We start from the raw sequence: 16,758 nt of genomic DNA on the forward strand, positions 1-16,758 counted from the left end.
TATGAAAAGGATGTGATCAGCCGTCGCGGTCAGGCGGCTTGGTGATTCTTCGGCAGTGCTTCATCGAGCAACCAGCGGGCGGAGCGGCGCGCCTCGGCCTTGTGCTGCAGTTCGAGCGCGCTGAAGCGGGCTTCATGATGACGACGCTCGGAGCGATCCAGCGCTTTCCAGGCGTCATGCGTCGGCACCTGCGCGGTCTCAGCGAAGAGCACCTGGAAAACCTGGCAGCGCGGATCCTGGCCTAGCGTGGAGTCGTAGTTGTCCAGCAGCACCTTGATCCGGATCGCGCCTTCGATTAACGGCACCTGCTCGTCGAGCAAGCTACCCGCCAGTACACGCAGATCCGCCGCAAGCGATGCATGCTGCTGCGCCTGCATTTCCGCCAGCTGCTGCTCCCTACGCCACACCTTGCGCCATAGATGCAGGGCGTATCCCGCCAGGGCCGCAATCAGCAGCAGGCCAGCTATGAGCAACAGTGTGGTGATGGGTGTCATGCGCGGATCAGGCTCCGTGGCACTTCTTGAACTTCTTTTCGCTACCGCAGGGGCAAGGATCGTTCCGACCAACATCCTTCAGCGGATTGCGCACCGGGTCGTGGCTGTGATTGCAATGCGGGCCGTGAACATGACCATGATCGTGGTGTGAGTGGTCGTGGTCGTGGTCGTGGTCGTGATTGCAATCGGGACCGTGCACGTGGGTTTCGTGGTTCATCGGTACTACTACTCCGGGATAAAGTTGCCAGGGATTATCTCGCCATTGGTGGAGATGTGCACGCGCCGCCCGAGCATCAGGCCCGTTTTCAACTCACCATCCAGACGATAGGCAATGGGACGGTCCGGCTTTTCCAGCAAGCGAACAATGTATTTCATGTGCCGCCAGAGATTGGTATGGATCGGCACCTCGTAATACTCGAAGCCATTTCCAGGCACGGTTGTCCAACCACTGGACTCACCGCTCGCCAGCTCGATGTCGTTGAGATGCACTGTATAGACCAGGCCGCGAACAGGAAGGCTTTGGTCGTTGGGATTGTCGATGCGAAAGCGCAGCATGAACTCCTGCTCGAGCAGCCTGGCCTTGATGATTTCAACGTTTTTGAGTTGAACGCGAGGATCCCGGAAATCACTGCTGAACCAAGTTGAACAGCCTGCAAGGCCGGCCAGCAGACTCAACAACATCACCGTTCTGGATATTCTTCTTATGGGTGCGTGGCAAAGCATTCCGGTACTCCAAAGGACGGCCAAGTGTAGCAAGCAGCGGATCGCCCGCAATGGGTGTTGGACGAAATTAGCAGCGATACGCTACGTCTTTACTACCGTTCTTTTTGGGTCCGCCAGCCGATCGCGCCAGTTCAGCCTACGCACCACTCGCTCCCAAGGCAGCACGCCCATCCTTGTACTCAACCCACCAGCGCGCGTGCCAGTACCGTACGTACCTTGACGATCCCTTCAGCCAGCGCGGCCTCGATATCGGTCATGGTGATTATCCCACTGGCCTTTCCAGCAGCAGGATTAACCACCAGTGCCAGACAGGCATATGGAAGCTCCAGCTCACGCGCCAATACTGCTTCCGGCATACCGGTCATCCCGACGATATCGCAACCATCGCGCTCCATCCTGGCGATTTCGGCAACTGTCTCTAATCGCGGCCCCTGAGTGCAGCCATACACGCCATGGCTGCTGAATAGATAACTCTCAGCTGCCAGACCGCCTATCAGGCGCTGACGCAGGCGTTCATCATAGGGATAGCTGAAATCGACATGGGTGACATGCTCGATGTCGCCCTCGAAGAATGTGTGCTCACGGCCATAGGTGTAATCGATGAGCTGGTGAGGCACACAGAGATGGCCGGCACCCATGGCTGGATGAATGCCACCAACAGCGTTCACTGCGATGATCGACTCTGCGCCCGCGCGCTTCAGAGCCCACAGATTGGCGCGATAGTTCACCTGATGTGGCGGAACCCGGTGAGGGTGCCCGTGCCGGGCGAGAAATAGCACTTCATGACCGGCATAGTCGCCACGCAGAATATCGGCCGACGGCGGACCGTACGGCGTCTCGGCGGGAACAGCTTCACGCAGGGTCAGCCCCGGCAGCTCTGTAAGCCCGGTGCCGCCAATAATGGCATGGACAGTCATCTATGTTCCTTGGTCAAGCAATCAGCTCAGCGGTTCTGAGCGCAGCAATGGCGGCCTGCCAGCGTGGGTCCTGTTTATACTCCGACGAGTCGGCCGCGCGGCTGCGCATCTTGCCTAAGGCCGCGGATGGCCGCACTCCAAGCCGCTGCAGCGCCGACAGCGCCAACTCCGCGGCGCCTCGATCGTTGCATACCAGCCCCATGTCGCAACCCGCTGAAAGAGCTGCTTCGATCCGGCTCGCGGCATCACCGGCCACGTGCGCCCCGGCCATCGACAGGTCATCACTGAAGATCACGCCGCGAAAACCCAACTCGCCGCGCAGGACATCCTGTAACCAGCGCCGAGAAAACCCAGCGGGCCTGTCGTCGACCTGCGGATAGATCACATGGGCTGGCATTACAGCGTCAAGCTTGTCCGCCAACCCGTAAAACGGAACAAGATCCTGACCGCGAAGCTCATCCAGTCTGCGTTCGTCGACCGGTATCGCCACATGAGAATCTGCTTCGGCCCAGCCATGACCGGGAAAGTGCTTGCCAGTGGCGGCCATCCCGGCACTGTGCATGCCGTTGATGAAAGCATCTGCAAGCTCACTGGCGCGTAGCGGATCTCCCTCGAAAGCACGCGAGCCCACCACTGCGCTGCGCTGATAATCAAGGTCCAGCACAGGCGCGAAACTGAAATCGAGTCCAACGGCGAGCACCTCGGTCGCCATGATCCAGCCGCAGGCTTCTGCCAATTCAACGGCATTGGCATGCGAGGCAAACTCTCGCATCGCCGGCAGCCGGACGAAATCACGCCGCAGCCGCTGGACACGCCCGCCCTCCTGATCGACTGCGAGTAAGAGGTCAGGCCGCACCGCTCGAATGGCGCGGCAAAGGGCCTCGACCTGACGCGGATTTTCGATGTTGCGGGCAAATAAAATTAGCCCACCGACTTCCGGCTGGCGTAATAACTGGCGATCCTCGGCAGTGAGCCAGGTACCAGCGACGTCCAGCATCAAAGAGCCTTGCATGTTAGTCAGCGAATCCTTAATTGATCGTTGCGCTCGACCATTCCGGACATGCCGCTTCGCCGATGTGCACGGCACAACCAGCGGGCACACGAGGAAACAGATCGAGCAGGTCGGCATTGCGCATTCTGATACAGCCATGCGAACGCGGTATGCCCATTGGCTCAGAGTCAGGCGTGCCATGCAGATAGATATAGCGACGGAAGGTATCCACCGAGCCCATCCGGTTATAGCCAGGCTCGCAGCCGCTTAGCCAGAGAATTCGGGTCAGAATCCAGTCACGGCAAGGAAACTGGTCATGCATGTCGGCATTCCAAACCTCCCCGGTCCAGCGTCGTCCACGCAACACGGCGCCCAAAGGCAGGCCCTCACCAATCCGCGCACGCACCCGGTGGCGACCCCGCGGTGTACAACCAGAGCCATTACGCTCGCCTACCCCATTAAGCGCAGTCGAAACTGGCAACCGGAGCCGCAGGCGGGAACCGGTAAAACCGTAAAGCATCTGGTCAGCGATCGAGACGTGAAGAAAATCGAGGTCAGTCATGGGCGGCTAGCTTAGCTGATCGCGCCCCGAGGATGCACCCTAGCCCTTGGCTGGCATCGCCAGCGCGTTACGCCGGGCAATCGGATGGGCCTGAGCCAGCCCAGGATCAGCCACACCGGAATCGGCCCGCATGCCGGCCGCGAGGAACGGCACCATCATGCGCATGACCTGCTCGATTGAGGTTCTAGCGCCAAAGTCGTTCTCGGCAATCGCCCGTAGAGCCTTGATGCCGGACATGCTGAATGCCGCAGCGCCAAGCATGAAGTGCACACGCCAGAACAACTCAATGGGTGGGATCGACGGAGCGGCCTCGTGGACTCGATGCATATAGCGGCGGAACACCTTGCCGTACATGTCTTCGAGATAACGACGCAGATGGCCCTGGCTCTGACTGAACGAAAGCCCCAGCAGGCGCATGAAAATGGACAGGTCGTCGCCACTGCGTGGCGTCACCGCCAGTGCCTGCTCAACTAGAATCTCAAGCAGCTCCTCGAGACTTTCTTTTCTGTCGGACTGGGCCTCACGCCTGTCGAGCTCACGTTCGAGGCTCAAGCAGAACGGACCCAGAAAACGTGAAAAAACCGCTTGAATAAGGGCTTTTTTCGAGCCGAAGTGATAATTCACCGCGGCCAGGTTGACGCCGGCTTTGCTGGTGATCAGACGCAGCGACGTCTCGGCGAACCCCTTCTCAGCGAATAGCTGCTCCGCCGCATCCAGAATACGCTCGACTGTTTCAGACTGCGCCATGCTTCTCCCCCGACAAACATCTGTTTGAAACTTACGTTTCAACCTACCTCAAGTCAACCGACATAGCGCCAAATAACTCTGGCGACCGGTTCAAAGCGCATTCAAAGATAGCCTGCGGCTGCTTCAAACAACCATTGCCAAGCATCCAGCACTGTATATAATCCCAGTCACTGTATAAAAGAACAGAGACCCTTTGATGATCAAGCTGACCCCACGCCAGTCGGAAATTCTCGCCTTCATCAAGCGCTGCCTTGAGGACAACGGCTATCCGCCGACGCGTGCCGAGATCGCTCAGGAGCTGGGTTTCAAGTCGCCCAATGCCGCAGAGGAGCACCTTAAGGCCTTGGCTCGCAAAGGAGCCATTGAGATGACGCCCGGCGCCTCCCGCGGGATACGTATTCCAGGGTTCGAACCGGTTACCGAGGAAAACGGACTGCCCGTAATCGGCCGGGTGGCCGCTGGGGCGCCAATTCTCGCACAGCAGCATGTCGAAGAATCTTGCCAGATCAATCCTTCATTTTTCCAGCCGAAGGCTGATTACCTGCTGCGTGTACACGGTATGAGCATGAAGGATGTCGGCATCTTCGATGGTGATCTGTTGGCGGTCCATACCACGCGTGAAGCGCGTAACGGACAGATTGTCGTGGCCAGAATCGAGGACGAAGTAACCGTTAAGCGTTTCAAGCGCGAAGGCAGCAAGGTCTGGCTGCTCGCTGAAAACCCCGAGTTTGCGCCTATTGAAGTTGATCTCGAGCAGCAAGAGCTTGTTATCGAAGGTTTGAGCGTCGGCGTAATACGCCGCTAAGGAGAGGTTCATGCAGTACCATCCCCAACCCACCGCAGGCAAACCACCGCAGCTTTCCTTGTTCGAAGGGCTGATCGCGCATCGCCTGACGCCCTTCGGCGAGGTAGCGCGCGCCCCGCAGCCCGCGGATGACTGCCTTAGCGAAATGACCCTTACCGGTAGCGGGGATCACTGCCGCCAGTTGCTGGCTCCAATGCTGCGCGAGCTCAGTGAGGCGGCTGATACGCGCTGGCTCACACTGATTGCTCCACCGGTATCACTTTCACAGAATTGGCTGCGAGAAAACGGCCTGAATCGTGACCGTATCCTGTTGCTGCAGGCGCGTGAAAGTCAGACTGCGCTTGAGCTGGCGTGCAAGGCATTGGTGTCAGGCTGCAGCCACACGGTGATTACCTGGTTCCCACGCCTCGACAAGGCGTCCCGGCTGAAACTTCGGGTGGCGGCCGCTCAGGGTAATGCGCAAAGTTTGAACATACGTCTGGGTAGCTGATACGTCCCAGCCATTCGGCATAAGGATGTGCCGAAGCCCGCCCGCAGCCGTAAAGCAGTCCAAGCATTCCACCTCTCAATGCAATACCCGCGAGCCCTCTTCCTCCCGCTCGAAATCACCCTCTGACACCCGCCCCGCCATTTGCACGCCAATGTTGAACATTGCCTTGGCGATTTCGACGTGCTGCCCCTGCAGGAACGCCTTGGCATCGTCAGAAAAATCCAGCGTGACCAGTACGCCTTCGTCCTCGGCGCGACGCAGCACAATGCTGCCGTCGGGTAGCTCGACGATTTCCAGAAAAGACGTTGGCATGATCATGCTCCCGTTCAAACGGCGCATTGTAACAGCCACCCGGCCTGCGGGCAGCTTTTGGGTTTCGCTGCCGAGACACATTGCTGAATTTTCAGACACTCTCGCCCAGACAGAAAGCAGATGCGCAGCAACGCGGCCAGCCGTTAGGATGGCGGTCTACCGTGGACCGGACCGCTGGATGACCATCAAAACCTTGCTATTGACGGCCCTGGCCATGCTTGCATTCGCTGGCAACTCACTGCTTTGTCGCGCGGCACTTCGCGACAGCCAGATCGATCCGGCCAGTTTTACTGCACTGCGTTTATTTGCCGGAGCAGTGGTGTTGTGGCTTTTGCTGTGCCTGAGAAGACGATCTTCGTCGACCTCCGGTAGCTGGCGAGGCGCCTTGGCACTCTTCGCCTATGCAGCCTCCTTTTCCTATGCCTACCTCAACCTTGACGCAGGCGCCGGCGCGCTGCTGCTGTTCGGGGCTGTGCAGTTGAGCATGATCGCCTGGGGGATGCTTCACGGTGAGCGATTGCATTGGGGGCAGAGTGCCGGAATGCTTATGGCAGGCGCTGGCCTACTCACGCTTCTGCTGCCTGGCACGAGTACACCGCCGCTATCGGCTTCTCTGCTGATGGTGCTGGCGGGCGCTGCGTGGGGCGCCTATTCGATATTAGGCAAAGGTACGCCTGATGCACTGGCTGCTACTGCGGGTAACTTCGTTCGGACCCTGCCAATTGCCATCCTGTTATGCCTGCTGGCGCTGAACAGCCTGAAATGGGACAGCACAGGAGTGATCTATGCGCTGCTGTCTGGCGGCTTGACCTCCGGCATCGGCTACGCCATCTGGTACGCAGCGCTCCCGGGCCTGGCGGCCATCCAGGCGGCCACCGTACAGCTGAGCGTGCCACTTCTTACAGCCCTGGCGGGAAGCCTGTTGCTAGGGGAGCCCTTGACCGGAAAGTTGCTGGTCGCCGGCTTTGCGATTCTAGGCGGCATTGCTCTAGTCCTAAGGTTCAAGCAGCGCACCTGATGCAACGGCAGCCCCCTGCCGTTGCGCGCTTATTCGCTTACCACTCGGTCAGTGACTCGCGAAAGCGTAAGGCCAGCTCTTTCAAGCTGCGCCGCCAAGCCTCCAGCTCTTCCCGTGCCAACGCCGGCACCTGTTCATCGACACTGACTGCCTCGATCAACGGCATGGTGGGATCGGTCTTGGCTTTGGCTGGCGTACGAGGCGGCTCGAAGAGTACCGAGTAAGCTTTCAGCAGCTTTGCTAACCAGGTTTCGGAATGCTCGGCCAGCTCAATTAGCTCAGCCAGCTCCGGGCTTGATGAAGCGCCTTGCACTGAGGGCACCAGCAACAGCTCCGGACGCGGCGCACTGGCTTCGGGCAGGCGATAGTAGCCGGCGATCTCATGACACAGGCCCAACAACGCGCCGTACAGATGAAAAAGGCTAGCCTCGCGCTCGGCCTGAATCAGACCTGGCGCATTCATCGCGCCTTTCTCTTCAGCCCGCCGCCAGTTTTCGAGGGCCAGTCCGGCGAAGTAGATTTTCTGATTGGTGCGGGTGTACAGCTCATGAGCCATGGCGACGGTCTCCCGAGAGTTGAAACGCAATGAGTCGAAGCCCGCAGGAAGACGGCTTCGACTCGCGGCTGTCAGTTACTTGCCGGTGCTCTTGTCTTCTACCTTCCACTTGCCGCCATCAAAGAATGCCTTCCAGCCGGTCGGCTTTCCATTGACCTCGGTTTGAACGTATTGCTCCTTGGTCTTGCGGCTGAAGCGGATCACGGCCGCGCGCCCTTCCGAGTCCTTCTGAGGCGCACTCAGCAGAAAGTGATACTTAGGGTCGATCTCATCCTTGTGGGGGAGCAGCTCCTGCACCAGCGGTGCACGGGTCTCACGGTTCTTCGGGAACTGGCTGGCGGCCAGGAACAAACCGGAGGCGCCGTCACGCAACACATAGGTGTCGTCGACCTTTTCACATTTAAGCTCAGGCATCTTCACGGCATCCATCTTCGGTGGAGCCGCCTCACCGCTTCTGAGCAATTTACGCGTGTTCTTGCAGTCGGCATTGGTGCAGCCGAAGAACTTGCCGAAGCGGCCCGTCTTGAGCTGCATTTCACTGCCGCACTTGTCGCATTCCAGGCTCGGTCCCTCATAGCCCTTGATGCGGTACTGGCCCTCTTCGATTTCGTAACCGGTGCAGTCGGGGTTGTTGCCACAGATATGCAGCTTATGGGTTTCGTCGAGCAGATAGGCATCCATCGCCGTGCTGCAGATCGGGCAACGATGTTTGCCCAACAGCACTCGGGATTCGGACTCACCTTCGTCATCAGCGGCAATCTCATCGCCAGGGATGAGGTTGACCGTGGACTTGCAACGCTCTTTTGGTGGCAGGCTGTAGCCGGAGCAACCTAGGAAGACGCCGGTGGACGCGGTGCGGATCATCATCGGCCGACCGCAAACCTTGCACGGAATGTCGGTCAGCGTAGGCTGATTGGCACGCATGCCGTTCTCGCTGGCCTCGGCCACCTCGAGCTTTTTCTTGAAATCTCCGTAGAACTCGTCGAGTACGTGCTTCCACTCGCGCTCGCCCTGAGCAACGTCGTCGAGGTTTTCCTCCATGCCGGCGGTAAAACCGTAGTCCATCAGATTATTGAAGCTTTCTGACAGGCGCTCGGTAACGATGTCGCCCATCTTCTCGGAGTAGAAGCGGCGGTTGTGCAGCGAGACGTAGCCACGATCCTGGATCGTCGAGATGATCGCCGCATAGGTCGATGGACGGCCGATGCCTCGTTTTTCCATCTCCTTGACCAGGCTCGCTTCCGAATAGCGCGCAGGGGGCTTGGTGAAGTGCTGGCTCGGATCAAGCTTGATCAGCTTCATCCCATCGCCCTTGCTCATGTCCGGCAGGACGTCGTCTTCACCGCTCTTGCTCTGCTGCGGCATCACTTTGGTGTAGCCGTCGAACTTAAGGATGCGGCCCTTGGCGCGCAGCTCGAAATTGCCGGCAGTGACCGTCACGCTCGTCGACAGATACTGTGCAGGCGGCATCTGGCACGCCACGAATTGACGCCAGATAAGGTCATAGAGGCGTTCGGCGTCTCGTTCCATTCCCGTCAGCTGCGCCGGGCGCAGATTGACGTCCGACGGACGAATCGCCTCGTGAGCCTCCTGGGCGCCCTCCTTGCTGGAGTAGAAGTTGGGCTTTTCAAGCAGATACTTGCCGCCAAACTCGTCTTCGATGAACCCCCGAACCATCGTCAGCGCATCTGCCGACAGATTGGTCGAATCGGTACGCATGTAGGTGATGTAACCAGCCTCATAGAGGCGCTGCGCCATCATCATGGTTTTCTTCACGCCGAACCCTAAACGGTTGCTCGCCGCCTGCTGCAACGTCGAGGTGATGAACGGCGCGGACGGCTTGCTGCTGGTCGGCTTGTCCTCACGCTTGGTGACGCTGTAGCTGGAATCCTTGAGCTGCTCGAGCGCCGCCATGGCATGCGCTTCGTTGAGGGGTTTGAAGGCTTCGCCGTTCTCGCGAGAGACCTCGAAGCGAACCTTGGCATTGCCGCTCGTACCGAGGTCCGCGTGTACTTCCCAATATTCTTCCGGCACGAATGCCCGGATCTCGCGCTCACGCTCCACCACCAGCTTCACGGCAACCGATTGAACACGGCCAGCGGAGAGGCCACGGGCGATCTTGGACCAAAGCAGCGGTGAAACCATGTAACCCACGACTCGGTCGAGGAACCGTCGCGCTTGCTGTGCATTGACACGATTGATATCGAGGTCGCCCGGCTTGGAGAACGCCTCTTGAATCGCCTTCTTGGTGATCTCGTTGAACACCACGCGCTTGTAGCGGCCATCATCGCCGCCTATGGATTCGCGCAGATGCCAGGCGATGGCCTCCCCCTCTCTATCCAAGTCGGTCGCGAGATAGATGGTGTCGGCTTCCTTGGCCAGGCGACGAAGCTCATCGATGACCTTCTCTTTGCCGGGCAGGATTTCGTACTTCGCCTTCCAGCCGTGCTCGGGATCGATGCCCATGCGGGTAAACAGCTGACGCTTGGCCTTCTCCTTCGGCGAAAGCGCTGGAGCTTCGGCCGCTGCAGCCTTGCCGCGCTTGACCGGCTCCTTGTTGGCAGAGCCGCTGGTGGGAAGGTCGCGGATGTGGCCGATACTCGACTTCACCACGTATTGGTTGCCCAAATACTTGTTGATTGTCTTGGCCTTGGCCGGTGATTCCACGATGACCAGCGATTTACCCATGGAGAGGAGAGTTCCTGAATCGAGAGGTGAACTGAGATTGTTGAACCGGCAGCAGCCCGACGTCGAAACGTCACCTGGTTTGCCAGCCTAGAAGCGAAGCAGCGTAACCAGCCTGCGAGAGCAATCATTTGCTCCGGAAAACGTCCGCACCCATGGCCTAAATCCATTGGCAGCCTGGCTGCCCGGCTGGGTCTTATCGTCCTAAACCGAGGGAGAATGATCTTCACCCGGTCTGAAAGCACCGCTATATATAGTGGCGATGGAGCCGAGGTCAAGCGCAGGGGTTAAGCCAGCTCGTGCAAACAGTGCCTAAAATCGAGTGGGCTCGACTTCGATCAGGGCGAAACGGGGAAGCGTTTCGCCGTCGACCTCTACCGTTTCGGTAAACATCGAGAGCGGACGAACCCACAGCCCGAAATCGCCGTATAGCGCCTGATAGAAGACCACTGACTCTTCCGTTTCGGAATGCCGAGCAACTGCGTATACGCGATACTCGGGGCCTTTGTAATGACGGTAACGGCCTGGCGTGACTTGCATCTCGACTGCCTCTGAAAAAAACACTCATCAAAAATGAAAACCGGGGCACAAGGCCCCGGTTTCCGTACCGCCAAATAGCTTAGACGCGTTCGAACACCGTGGTGATGCCCTGACCGAGGCCAATGCACATTGTGGACACGCCAAGCGTACCGCTGTTCTGCTTCATCACGTTCAACAGAGTGCCGGAAATACGCGCACCTGAGCAACCGAACGGGTGACCCAAGGCAATGGCTCCACCGTGAAGGTTGACCTTCTGCTCCATCTTGTCGAGTAGCTTGAGGTCCTTCAGAACTGGCAATGCCTGGGCGGCAAAGGCTTCGTTGAGCTCGACGAAGTCGATGTCGTCCATCGTCAGACCAGCACGCTTGAGCGCTTTCTGAGTCGCCGGCACCGGACCGTAGCCCATGATTGCCGGGTCGACGCCGGCCAGCGCCATCGAGCGAATCACCGCCATCGGCTGGATACCAAGATCCTGAGCACGCTGCGCCGACATGACGATCATGCAGGAAGCACCGTCAGTGATCTGCGATGAGGTACCTGCAGTCACGGTGCCGCCCTTCGGGTTGAAAGCAGGCTTCAGCGCCGCCAGGCTTTCCAGGGTGGTTTCCGGACGAATGGTCTCGTCGTAGTCGAAGACCTTGAGGAAACCGTTCTCGTCGTAGCCTTCCATCGGGATGATTTCATCCTTGAACAGGCCTTCGACGGTCGCTTTGTGCGCCAGACGATGCGAACGCTCACCAAAGGCGTCCTGCTGCTCGCGGGTGATGCCATGCATCTTGCCCAGCATTTCGGCTGTCAGGCCCATCATGCCGGACGCCTTGGCAGCGTGCAGCGACAGCTGCGGGTTCGGGTCGACGCCATGCATCATGCCAACGTGGCCCATGTGCTCGACACCACCCACGACGAAGACATCACCGTTACCGGTCATGATCGCCTGAGCGGCGGTGTGCAAAGCGCTCATGGACGAACCGCATAAGCGGCTGACAGTCTGCGCGGCGCTGGTATGCGGGATACGGGTCAGCAACGAAGCCATACGGGCGATGTTCCAGCCCTGCTCCAGGGTCTGGTTGACGCAGCCCCAGATCACGTCCTCGACTTCTGCCGGGTCGACTTTGGAGTTGCGTGCCAACAAGCCATCGATCAGCTGCGCGGACATGGTCTCGGCGCGGGTGTTGCGGTGCATGCCGCCCTTGGAACGACCCATCGGGGTACGGCCGAAGTCGACAATGACGACGTCTCTCGGATTAAGGCTCATATCTCTCTATTCCTCGATTAACCGTAGAAGCTCTGGCCGTTAGCGGCCATCTCACGCAGCTTCGCAGTCGGGTGATACAGCGGGCCCAGGTCGGCGTACTTGTCGGCCAGTGCCACGAACTCGGCAACACCGATCGAATCGATGTAGCGCAGTGCACCACCACGGAAAGGTGGGAAGCCGATGCCGTAGATCAAGCCCATATCGGCCTCGGCAGCGGTTTCGACGATGTTGTCTTCCAGGCAGCGGACAGTCTCCAGGCACAGCGGAATCATCATGTAGTTGATGATGTCTTCGTCGGAGAGCTCGCGCGTCTCGCTGACCACCGGCTTGAGCAGCTCGTAGGACTGCGGGTCGACCACTTTCTTCGGTTTGCCCTTCTTGTCCATCTCGTAGGCATAGAAGCCTTTGCCATTCTTCTGGCCGAGACGGTTGGCGTCATACATCACATCGACGGCCGTACGAGTGTCGTCCTTCATGCGATCCGGGAAGCCTTCAGCCATCACGTCACGGCCGTGGTGGCCAGTGTCCATGCCGACGACGTCCATCAGATACGCCGGGCCCATCGGCCAGCCGAACTTTTCCATCACCTTGTCAGCGCGGACGAAGTCCACACCATGAGCGATGGCGCGGGCAAAGCCGCCGAAGTACGGGAACAGCACGCGGTTGACCAGGAAGCCCGGGCAATCGTTGACCACGACCGGGCTCTTGCCCATTTTCTTCGCGTAGGCGACGGTGGTGGCGATTGCGGTTTCGCTGGTCTTCTCACCACGGATGACTTCCACCAGCGGCATCATGTGCACCGGGTTGAAGAAGTGCATGCCGCAGAAGTTTTCCGGACGCTTGAGCGCCTGGGCCAGCAGGCTGATGGAAATGGTCGAGGTGTTCGAAGCGATGATGGCATCGTCACGCACCAGGCCTTCCACTTCGGCCAGCACCGACTGCTTGATCTTCGGGTTTTCGACAACGGCTTCAACCACGATGTCGACGTGACCGAAGTCGCCGTAGGACATGGTTGGACGAATGGCGTTGAGCGCTTCAGCCATCTTGGCTGGCGTCAGGCGACCTTTCTCGACACGCTTGCCGAGTAGCTTGGAAGCCTCGTTCAAGCCCATCTGGATGCCTTCTTCGCGGATATCCTTCATCAGGATCGGCGTGCCTTTGACAGCCGACTGATAGGCGATACCGCCACCCATGATGCCGGCGCCGAGAACGGCAGCCAGTTTCACGTCACGGGCCTGTTTGTCATACGCCTTGGCCTTCTTCTTCAGCTCCTGATCGCTAAGGAACAGGCCAACCAGGCTCTGTGCAACAGAAGTCTTGGCCAGTTTGACGAAGCCAGCGGCCTCAACTTCGATCGCTTTGTCGCGGCCGAAATTGGCGGCTTTCTGAATGGTCTTGATCGCTTCGACCGGCGCCGGATAGTTCGGGCCAGCCTGACCAGCCACAAAACCCTTGGAGGTTTCGAAAGCCATCATTTGCTCAATAGCGTTGAGCTTGAGCTTGTCCAGCTTTGGTTGACGCTTGGCTTTGTAGTCCAGCTCACCAGAAATGGCGCGCTTGATCAGATCCAGCGCGGCGGCCTGAAGCTGCTGGGGAGCAACCACGGCATCGACGGCGCGCACCTTGAGCGCATCTTCAGCACGGTTTTCCTTGCCGGACGCAATCCACTCGACGGCGTTGTCCACGCCAATCAAACGCGGCAGTCGAACGGTACCGCCGAAACCTGGGTAGATGCCCAGCTTCACTTCTGGCAGGCCGACCTTGGCAACAGTAGACATGACGCGGTAGTCAGCGGCCATGCACATCTCGAAACCACCGCCCAACGCGATGCCATTGATGGCCGCGACGGTCGGGACACCGAGGTCTTCGAAATCGCTGAAGATCTTGTTCGCTTCGAGGTTACCGGCGACCAGCTCCTCATCGGACATCTTGAAGTTGTCGACGAACTCGGTGATGTCCGCACCGACAATGAAAACATCCTTGCCGCTGGTAACGATGACGCCCTTGACCGAAGCGTCCGCCTTGATGGCGTCGACTGCCTGGCGCAGGTCGTTGAGGGTGAGGCGATTGAACTTGTTGACGGACTCACCCTTGAGGTCGAAATTCAATTCGACGATGCCGCTCTCAAGAGCCTTAACCGTGATGGCTTTACCTTCGTAAATCATCAACTGATCTCCACGGTATGGAAGCTGAACGTTACGTGTCGCACGTCATCGGCCCGAAGACCGTCACTGCTACACAGTGAAACGACACCCACCGACACGATAAACCGGGCTGACGGCATTTGCGTGGCAAACGCTCGATTCATACGCCCGTTTGATTTGGGTGAGCACACCTTCTTTGAAAAGCATCCGAATGTCAATCGACTGGCCAAACCGCAAGAGCACTTCATCCGCTTCAAGACCATCAAGCCTAGCCAAGGCCAGCCAAACCCGCGACGAGCAGGCACATCTTTCCTCGCATGGGCGGGCATTCATGCAGCTGATCCCACCCGCCATCAGTGATGGACCACTTCTCACGCCCAGCGTCACAACCAGCCTGGCTTGCTTGTACACTCACCGCCTGCACCCAAAATCTCGTTCAGCTGCGCCAGTGCGCAGCCACGCTTCAGGAGTCATGCATGTCTGCACCCATTGCCCGCGTCGATACAGGCCAGGATCCATACAAGTGGCTGGAGAACCGCGACGCACCCGAGGTGCTCGATTACCTGAAAGCGGAAAATGCCTATCTGGAAGAACAGCTGGCTGACCAAGACCAACTGCGTGAATCGTTGTTTCTCGAGATCAAAGGCCGTATCCGGGAGACCGACCTTTCGCTGCCCTCCCCCTGGGGACCCTGGCTCTATTACCAGCGCACCACGGCTGGCGATGAATATCCGCGCCACTACCGCTGCACGCGCACGGCGGACGGCTCATTCGCCGTGGATGAAGCTAGCGAGCATCTCTTGCTCGACCCCAACGAGCTGGCAGCGGGAGGCTTCCTGTCGCTGGGCGCGTTCAGTGTCAGCCAGGACCACAGCAAGCTGGCTTACAGCCTCGACACGCAAGGCGACGAGATCTACCAGCTGTTCATCAAGGACCTGCAAACAGGCGAGGTGACCGCGCTCCCCTTCGAAGATTGCGACGGCAGCATGACCTGGGCCAACGATAATCAAACCCTGTTCTTCGGCGAACTCGACGACACCCACCGCCCCCACAAGATCTACCGTCACCGGCTGGGCGACAGCGAGCGTACCGAGGTCTATCACGACCCGGACGGGCGTTATTTCGTGCATTGCTACCGAGCCAGCTCAGAGCGCCAGCTGGTCATCCTCTCCAACAGCAAGACCACCAGCGAAGCCTGGGCGCTCTCAGCGGATGAACCCGAAGGAAACTGGGTTTGCCTGGCACCACGCCAGGATGATCACGAGTACTACCCTGACCACGGCCTGTTGGATGGGCAATGGAGCTGGCTGATCCGCAGCAACCAGGCCGGTATCAATTTCGCCCTGTATCAGGCACCGGAGCGCACCCCGCAACGCGAGCACTGGCATGAGTTGATCGGCCACAGCGACTCGGTGATGCTGGAAGACGTCAGCCTGAACGCCGGCGCAGTCACCCTGAGCCTGCGTGAGGCGGGGCTTCCCATCATCGAAGTTAGACCGTCGACTGCCGCGCCCTATCGCGTGCAACTGCCGGATGCCGCCTACAGCCTCCACGTACACAACACGCTCGAATTCGACAGCCCGGTTATCCGGCTGCGCTACGAAGCGCTGAACCGCCCGGCTCAGATCCGTCAACTGAACCTGGCCGACGGCCAGCAGCAGGTGCTCAAGGAGACGCCGGTAGAGGGTCCGTTCGATGCTGACGCCTATGAGAGCCGACGCATCTGGGCCATTGCGGCCGATGGCACTCAAGTGCCTATCAGCCTGGTTGGCCGCCGTGAGCATTTCGGTAAGCCAGCCCCTCTGTATCTCTATGGCTACGGTGCTTACGGTCACAGCCTGGACCCCTGGTTTTCCCATGCCCGGCTATCGCTGCTCGATCGCGGATTCGTCTTCGCCATTGCCCATGTACGCGGCGGCGGCGATCTTGGCGAGGCCTGGTATCGCGGGGGCAAACTGGAACATAAGCCAAACACATTCAGCGATTTCATTGCCTGCGCTGAAAAACTCGTTGCAGATGGTTATACCGAACCGGCTCGACTCGCCGTCAGCGGCGGCAGCGCCGGGGGCCTGCTGATTGGCGCCGTAGTCAATCTGCGGCCGGACCTGTTCGGTGCGGCCATCGCCGAGGTGCCCTTCGTCGACGTGTTGAACACCATGCTTAACGCCGACCTGCCGCTGACGGTGACCGAGTACGACGAGTGGGGCGACCCGAATCAGCCCGACGTGCATGCCCGCATCAAGGCCTACGCGCCCTACGAGAACGTGCGCAGCCAACCCTACCCGGCCATTCTCGCGGTAGCCGGGTATAACGACAGCCGCGTGCAATACTGGGAAGCGGCCAAGTGGGTCGCCAAGCTGCGCGCGCACAAGACCGACGACAACCTGCTGCTGCTGAAAACAGAGTTTGGCGCTGGGCATGGAGGCATGAGCGGGCGCTATCAGGCGCTGAAGGATGTCGCGCTGGAATACGCCTTCGTCCTCAAGGTATTCAACATGGCGCCTCGCTAGAAAATCGAG

17 protein-coding genes are annotated in these 16,758 nt (G+C 59.2%); 4 read left to right on the forward strand and 13 right to left on the reverse strand.

Translation table 11 applies throughout. The features are described 5' to 3' along the window. Positions 1-29 precede the first annotated feature (29 nt). From ALTERO38_RS12280 to ALTERO38_RS12310, 7 genes are all read right to left on the reverse strand, one after another. Positions 30-494 (reverse strand): DUF2489 domain-containing protein, encoded by a 465-nt coding sequence (locus ALTERO38_RS12280; RefSeq protein WP_148924865.1) that lies wholly within the window; start codon positions 492-494, stop codon positions 30-32. 7 nt (positions 495-501) lie between these two features. After that, positions 502-711 (reverse strand): SEC-C metal-binding domain-containing protein, encoded by a 210-nt coding sequence (locus tag ALTERO38_RS12285; protein WP_159968569.1) that lies wholly within the window; start codon positions 709-711, stop codon positions 502-504. Between the two features lie 8 nt (positions 712-719). Beyond that, positions 720-1,175, reverse strand: coding sequence for an LEA type 2 family protein (locus ALTERO38_RS12290; RefSeq protein WP_102834642.1), 456 nt, complete (start codon positions 1,173-1,175; stop codon positions 720-722). A gap of 221 nt (positions 1,176-1,396) precedes the next feature. Beyond that, positions 1,397-2,134: an S-methyl-5'-thioinosine phosphorylase gene (locus tag ALTERO38_RS12295; protein WP_148924863.1), complete on the reverse strand. Its 738-nt coding sequence runs from the start codon at positions 2,132-2,134 to the stop codon at positions 1,397-1,399. A gap of 13 nt (positions 2,135-2,147) precedes the next feature. Beyond that, positions 2,148-3,146: a beta-N-acetylhexosaminidase gene (nagZ, locus tag ALTERO38_RS12300; protein WP_148924862.1), complete on the reverse strand. Its 999-nt coding sequence runs from the start codon at positions 3,144-3,146 to the stop codon at positions 2,148-2,150. A 16-nt stretch (positions 3,147-3,162) separates the two neighbouring features. Next, positions 3,163-3,687: a L,D-transpeptidase gene (locus tag ALTERO38_RS12305; RefSeq protein WP_148924861.1), complete on the reverse strand. Its 525-nt coding sequence runs from the start codon at positions 3,685-3,687 to the stop codon at positions 3,163-3,165. A 39-nt stretch (positions 3,688-3,726) separates the two neighbouring features. Continuing rightward, positions 3,727-4,434, reverse strand: a complete 708-nt coding sequence (locus tag ALTERO38_RS12310) for a TetR/AcrR family transcriptional regulator (RefSeq protein ID WP_102834646.1) — start codon at positions 4,432-4,434, stop codon at positions 3,727-3,729. Positions 4,435-4,630: 196 nt separating this feature from the next. Between ALTERO38_RS12310 and lexA the strand changes: the two genes are divergently transcribed. Further along, positions 4,631-5,239 carry a transcriptional repressor LexA gene (gene lexA / locus ALTERO38_RS12315; protein WP_102834647.1) on the forward strand — a complete coding sequence of 203 codons (609 nt, stop codon included), beginning with the start codon at positions 4,631-4,633 and terminating at the stop codon, positions 5,237-5,239. A gap of 10 nt (positions 5,240-5,249) precedes the next feature. After that, entirely contained in the window at positions 5,250-5,729 is a 480-nt protein-coding gene (gene sulA, locus ALTERO38_RS12320; RefSeq protein ID WP_102834648.1) for an SOS-induced cell division inhibitor SulA, read from the forward strand. Positions 5,730-5,804: 75 nt separating this feature from the next. On the opposite strand, the gene ALTERO38_RS12325 is transcribed toward sulA, so the two are convergent. Then, positions 5,805-6,041: a hypothetical protein gene (locus ALTERO38_RS12325; RefSeq protein WP_102835015.1), complete on the reverse strand. Its 237-nt coding sequence runs from the start codon at positions 6,039-6,041 to the stop codon at positions 5,805-5,807. Between the two features lie 178 nt (positions 6,042-6,219). On the opposite strand from ALTERO38_RS12325, the gene ALTERO38_RS12330 reads away from it, so the two are divergent. Continuing rightward, positions 6,220-7,059, forward strand: a complete 840-nt coding sequence (locus ALTERO38_RS12330) for a DMT family transporter (RefSeq protein WP_159968570.1) — start codon at positions 6,220-6,222, stop codon at positions 7,057-7,059. A 37-nt stretch (positions 7,060-7,096) separates the two neighbouring features. On the opposite strand, the gene ALTERO38_RS12335 is transcribed toward ALTERO38_RS12330, so the two are convergent. The 5 genes from ALTERO38_RS12335 to fadB form a co-directional block, all read right to left on the reverse strand. Further along, positions 7,097-7,615 (reverse strand): DUF6586 family protein, encoded by a 519-nt coding sequence (locus ALTERO38_RS12335; RefSeq protein WP_159968571.1) that lies wholly within the window; start codon positions 7,613-7,615, stop codon positions 7,097-7,099. A 75-nt stretch (positions 7,616-7,690) separates the two neighbouring features. Beyond that, the gene (gene topA / locus ALTERO38_RS12340; RefSeq protein ID WP_159968572.1) at positions 7,691-10,303 is read right to left on the reverse strand and encodes a type I DNA topoisomerase; all 2,613 of its coding nucleotides are present in this window, start codon (positions 10,301-10,303) and stop codon (positions 7,691-7,693) included. 309 nt (positions 10,304-10,612) lie between these two features. After that, positions 10,613-10,840, reverse strand: coding sequence for a DUF1653 domain-containing protein (locus ALTERO38_RS12345; RefSeq protein ID WP_159968573.1), 228 nt, complete (start codon positions 10,838-10,840; stop codon positions 10,613-10,615). Between the two features lie 79 nt (positions 10,841-10,919). Continuing rightward, positions 10,920-12,095, reverse strand: a complete 1,176-nt coding sequence (gene fadA, locus ALTERO38_RS12350) for an acetyl-CoA C-acyltransferase FadA (RefSeq protein ID WP_159968574.1) — start codon at positions 12,093-12,095, stop codon at positions 10,920-10,922. 17 nt (positions 12,096-12,112) lie between these two features. After that, positions 12,113-14,260 carry a fatty acid oxidation complex subunit alpha FadB gene (fadB, locus tag ALTERO38_RS12355; RefSeq protein WP_102834652.1) on the reverse strand — a complete coding sequence of 716 codons (2,148 nt, stop codon included), beginning with the start codon at positions 14,258-14,260 and terminating at the stop codon, positions 12,113-12,115. A 455-nt stretch (positions 14,261-14,715) separates the two neighbouring features. On the opposite strand from fadB, the gene ALTERO38_RS12360 reads away from it, so the two are divergent. Next, positions 14,716-16,749, forward strand: coding sequence for a S9 family peptidase (locus ALTERO38_RS12360; RefSeq protein WP_159968575.1), 2,034 nt, complete (start codon positions 14,716-14,718; stop codon positions 16,747-16,749). Positions 16,750-16,758 lie beyond the last annotated feature (9 nt).

Origin of the sequence: Pseudomonas sp. 9Ag (assembly GCF_902506445.1) — a bacterium.
Lineage (GTDB): Bacteria > Pseudomonadota > Gammaproteobacteria > Pseudomonadales > Pseudomonadaceae > Stutzerimonas > Stutzerimonas stutzeri_AB.

Coding starts and splice junctions, on each gene's coding strand:
- ALTERO38_RS12280 (WP_148924865.1), bottom strand. CDS start 494: ATGACACCCATCACCACACTGTTGCTCATAGCTGGCCTGCTGCTGATT.
- ALTERO38_RS12285 (WP_159968569.1), bottom strand. CDS start 711: ATGAACCACGAAACCCACGTGCACGGTCCCGATTGCAATCACGACCAC.
- ALTERO38_RS12290 (WP_102834642.1), bottom strand. CDS start 1,175: ATGTTGTTGAGTCTGCTGGCCGGCCTTGCAGGCTGTTCAACTTGGTTC.
- ALTERO38_RS12295 (WP_148924863.1), bottom strand. CDS start 2,134: ATGACTGTCCATGCCATTATTGGCGGCACCGGGCTTACAGAGCTGCCG.
- nagZ (WP_148924862.1), bottom strand. CDS start 3,146: ATGCAAGGCTCTTTGATGCTGGACGTCGCTGGTACCTGGCTCACTGCC.
- ALTERO38_RS12305 (WP_148924861.1), bottom strand. CDS start 3,687: ATGACTGACCTCGATTTTCTTCACGTCTCGATCGCTGACCAGATGCTT.
- ALTERO38_RS12310 (WP_102834646.1), bottom strand. CDS start 4,434: ATGGCGCAGTCTGAAACAGTCGAGCGTATTCTGGATGCGGCGGAGCAG.
- lexA (WP_102834647.1), top strand. CDS start 4,631: ATGATCAAGCTGACCCCACGCCAGTCGGAAATTCTCGCCTTCATCAAG.
- sulA (WP_102834648.1), top strand. CDS start 5,250: ATGCAGTACCATCCCCAACCCACCGCAGGCAAACCACCGCAGCTTTCC.
- ALTERO38_RS12325 (WP_102835015.1), bottom strand. CDS start 6,041: ATGCCAACGTCTTTTCTGGAAATCGTCGAGCTACCCGACGGCAGCATT.
- ALTERO38_RS12330 (WP_159968570.1), top strand. CDS start 6,220: ATGACCATCAAAACCTTGCTATTGACGGCCCTGGCCATGCTTGCATTC.
- ALTERO38_RS12335 (WP_159968571.1), bottom strand. CDS start 7,615: ATGGCTCATGAGCTGTACACCCGCACCAATCAGAAAATCTACTTCGCC.
- topA (WP_159968572.1), bottom strand. CDS start 10,303: ATGGGTAAATCGCTGGTCATCGTGGAATCACCGGCCAAGGCCAAGACA.
- ALTERO38_RS12345 (WP_159968573.1), bottom strand. CDS start 10,840: ATGCAAGTCACGCCAGGCCGTTACCGTCATTACAAAGGCCCCGAGTAT.
- fadA (WP_159968574.1), bottom strand. CDS start 12,095: ATGAGCCTTAATCCGAGAGACGTCGTCATTGTCGACTTCGGCCGTACC.
- fadB (WP_102834652.1), bottom strand. CDS start 14,260: ATGATTTACGAAGGTAAAGCCATCACGGTTAAGGCTCTTGAGAGCGGC.
- ALTERO38_RS12360 (WP_159968575.1), top strand. CDS start 14,716: ATGTCTGCACCCATTGCCCGCGTCGATACAGGCCAGGATCCATACAAG.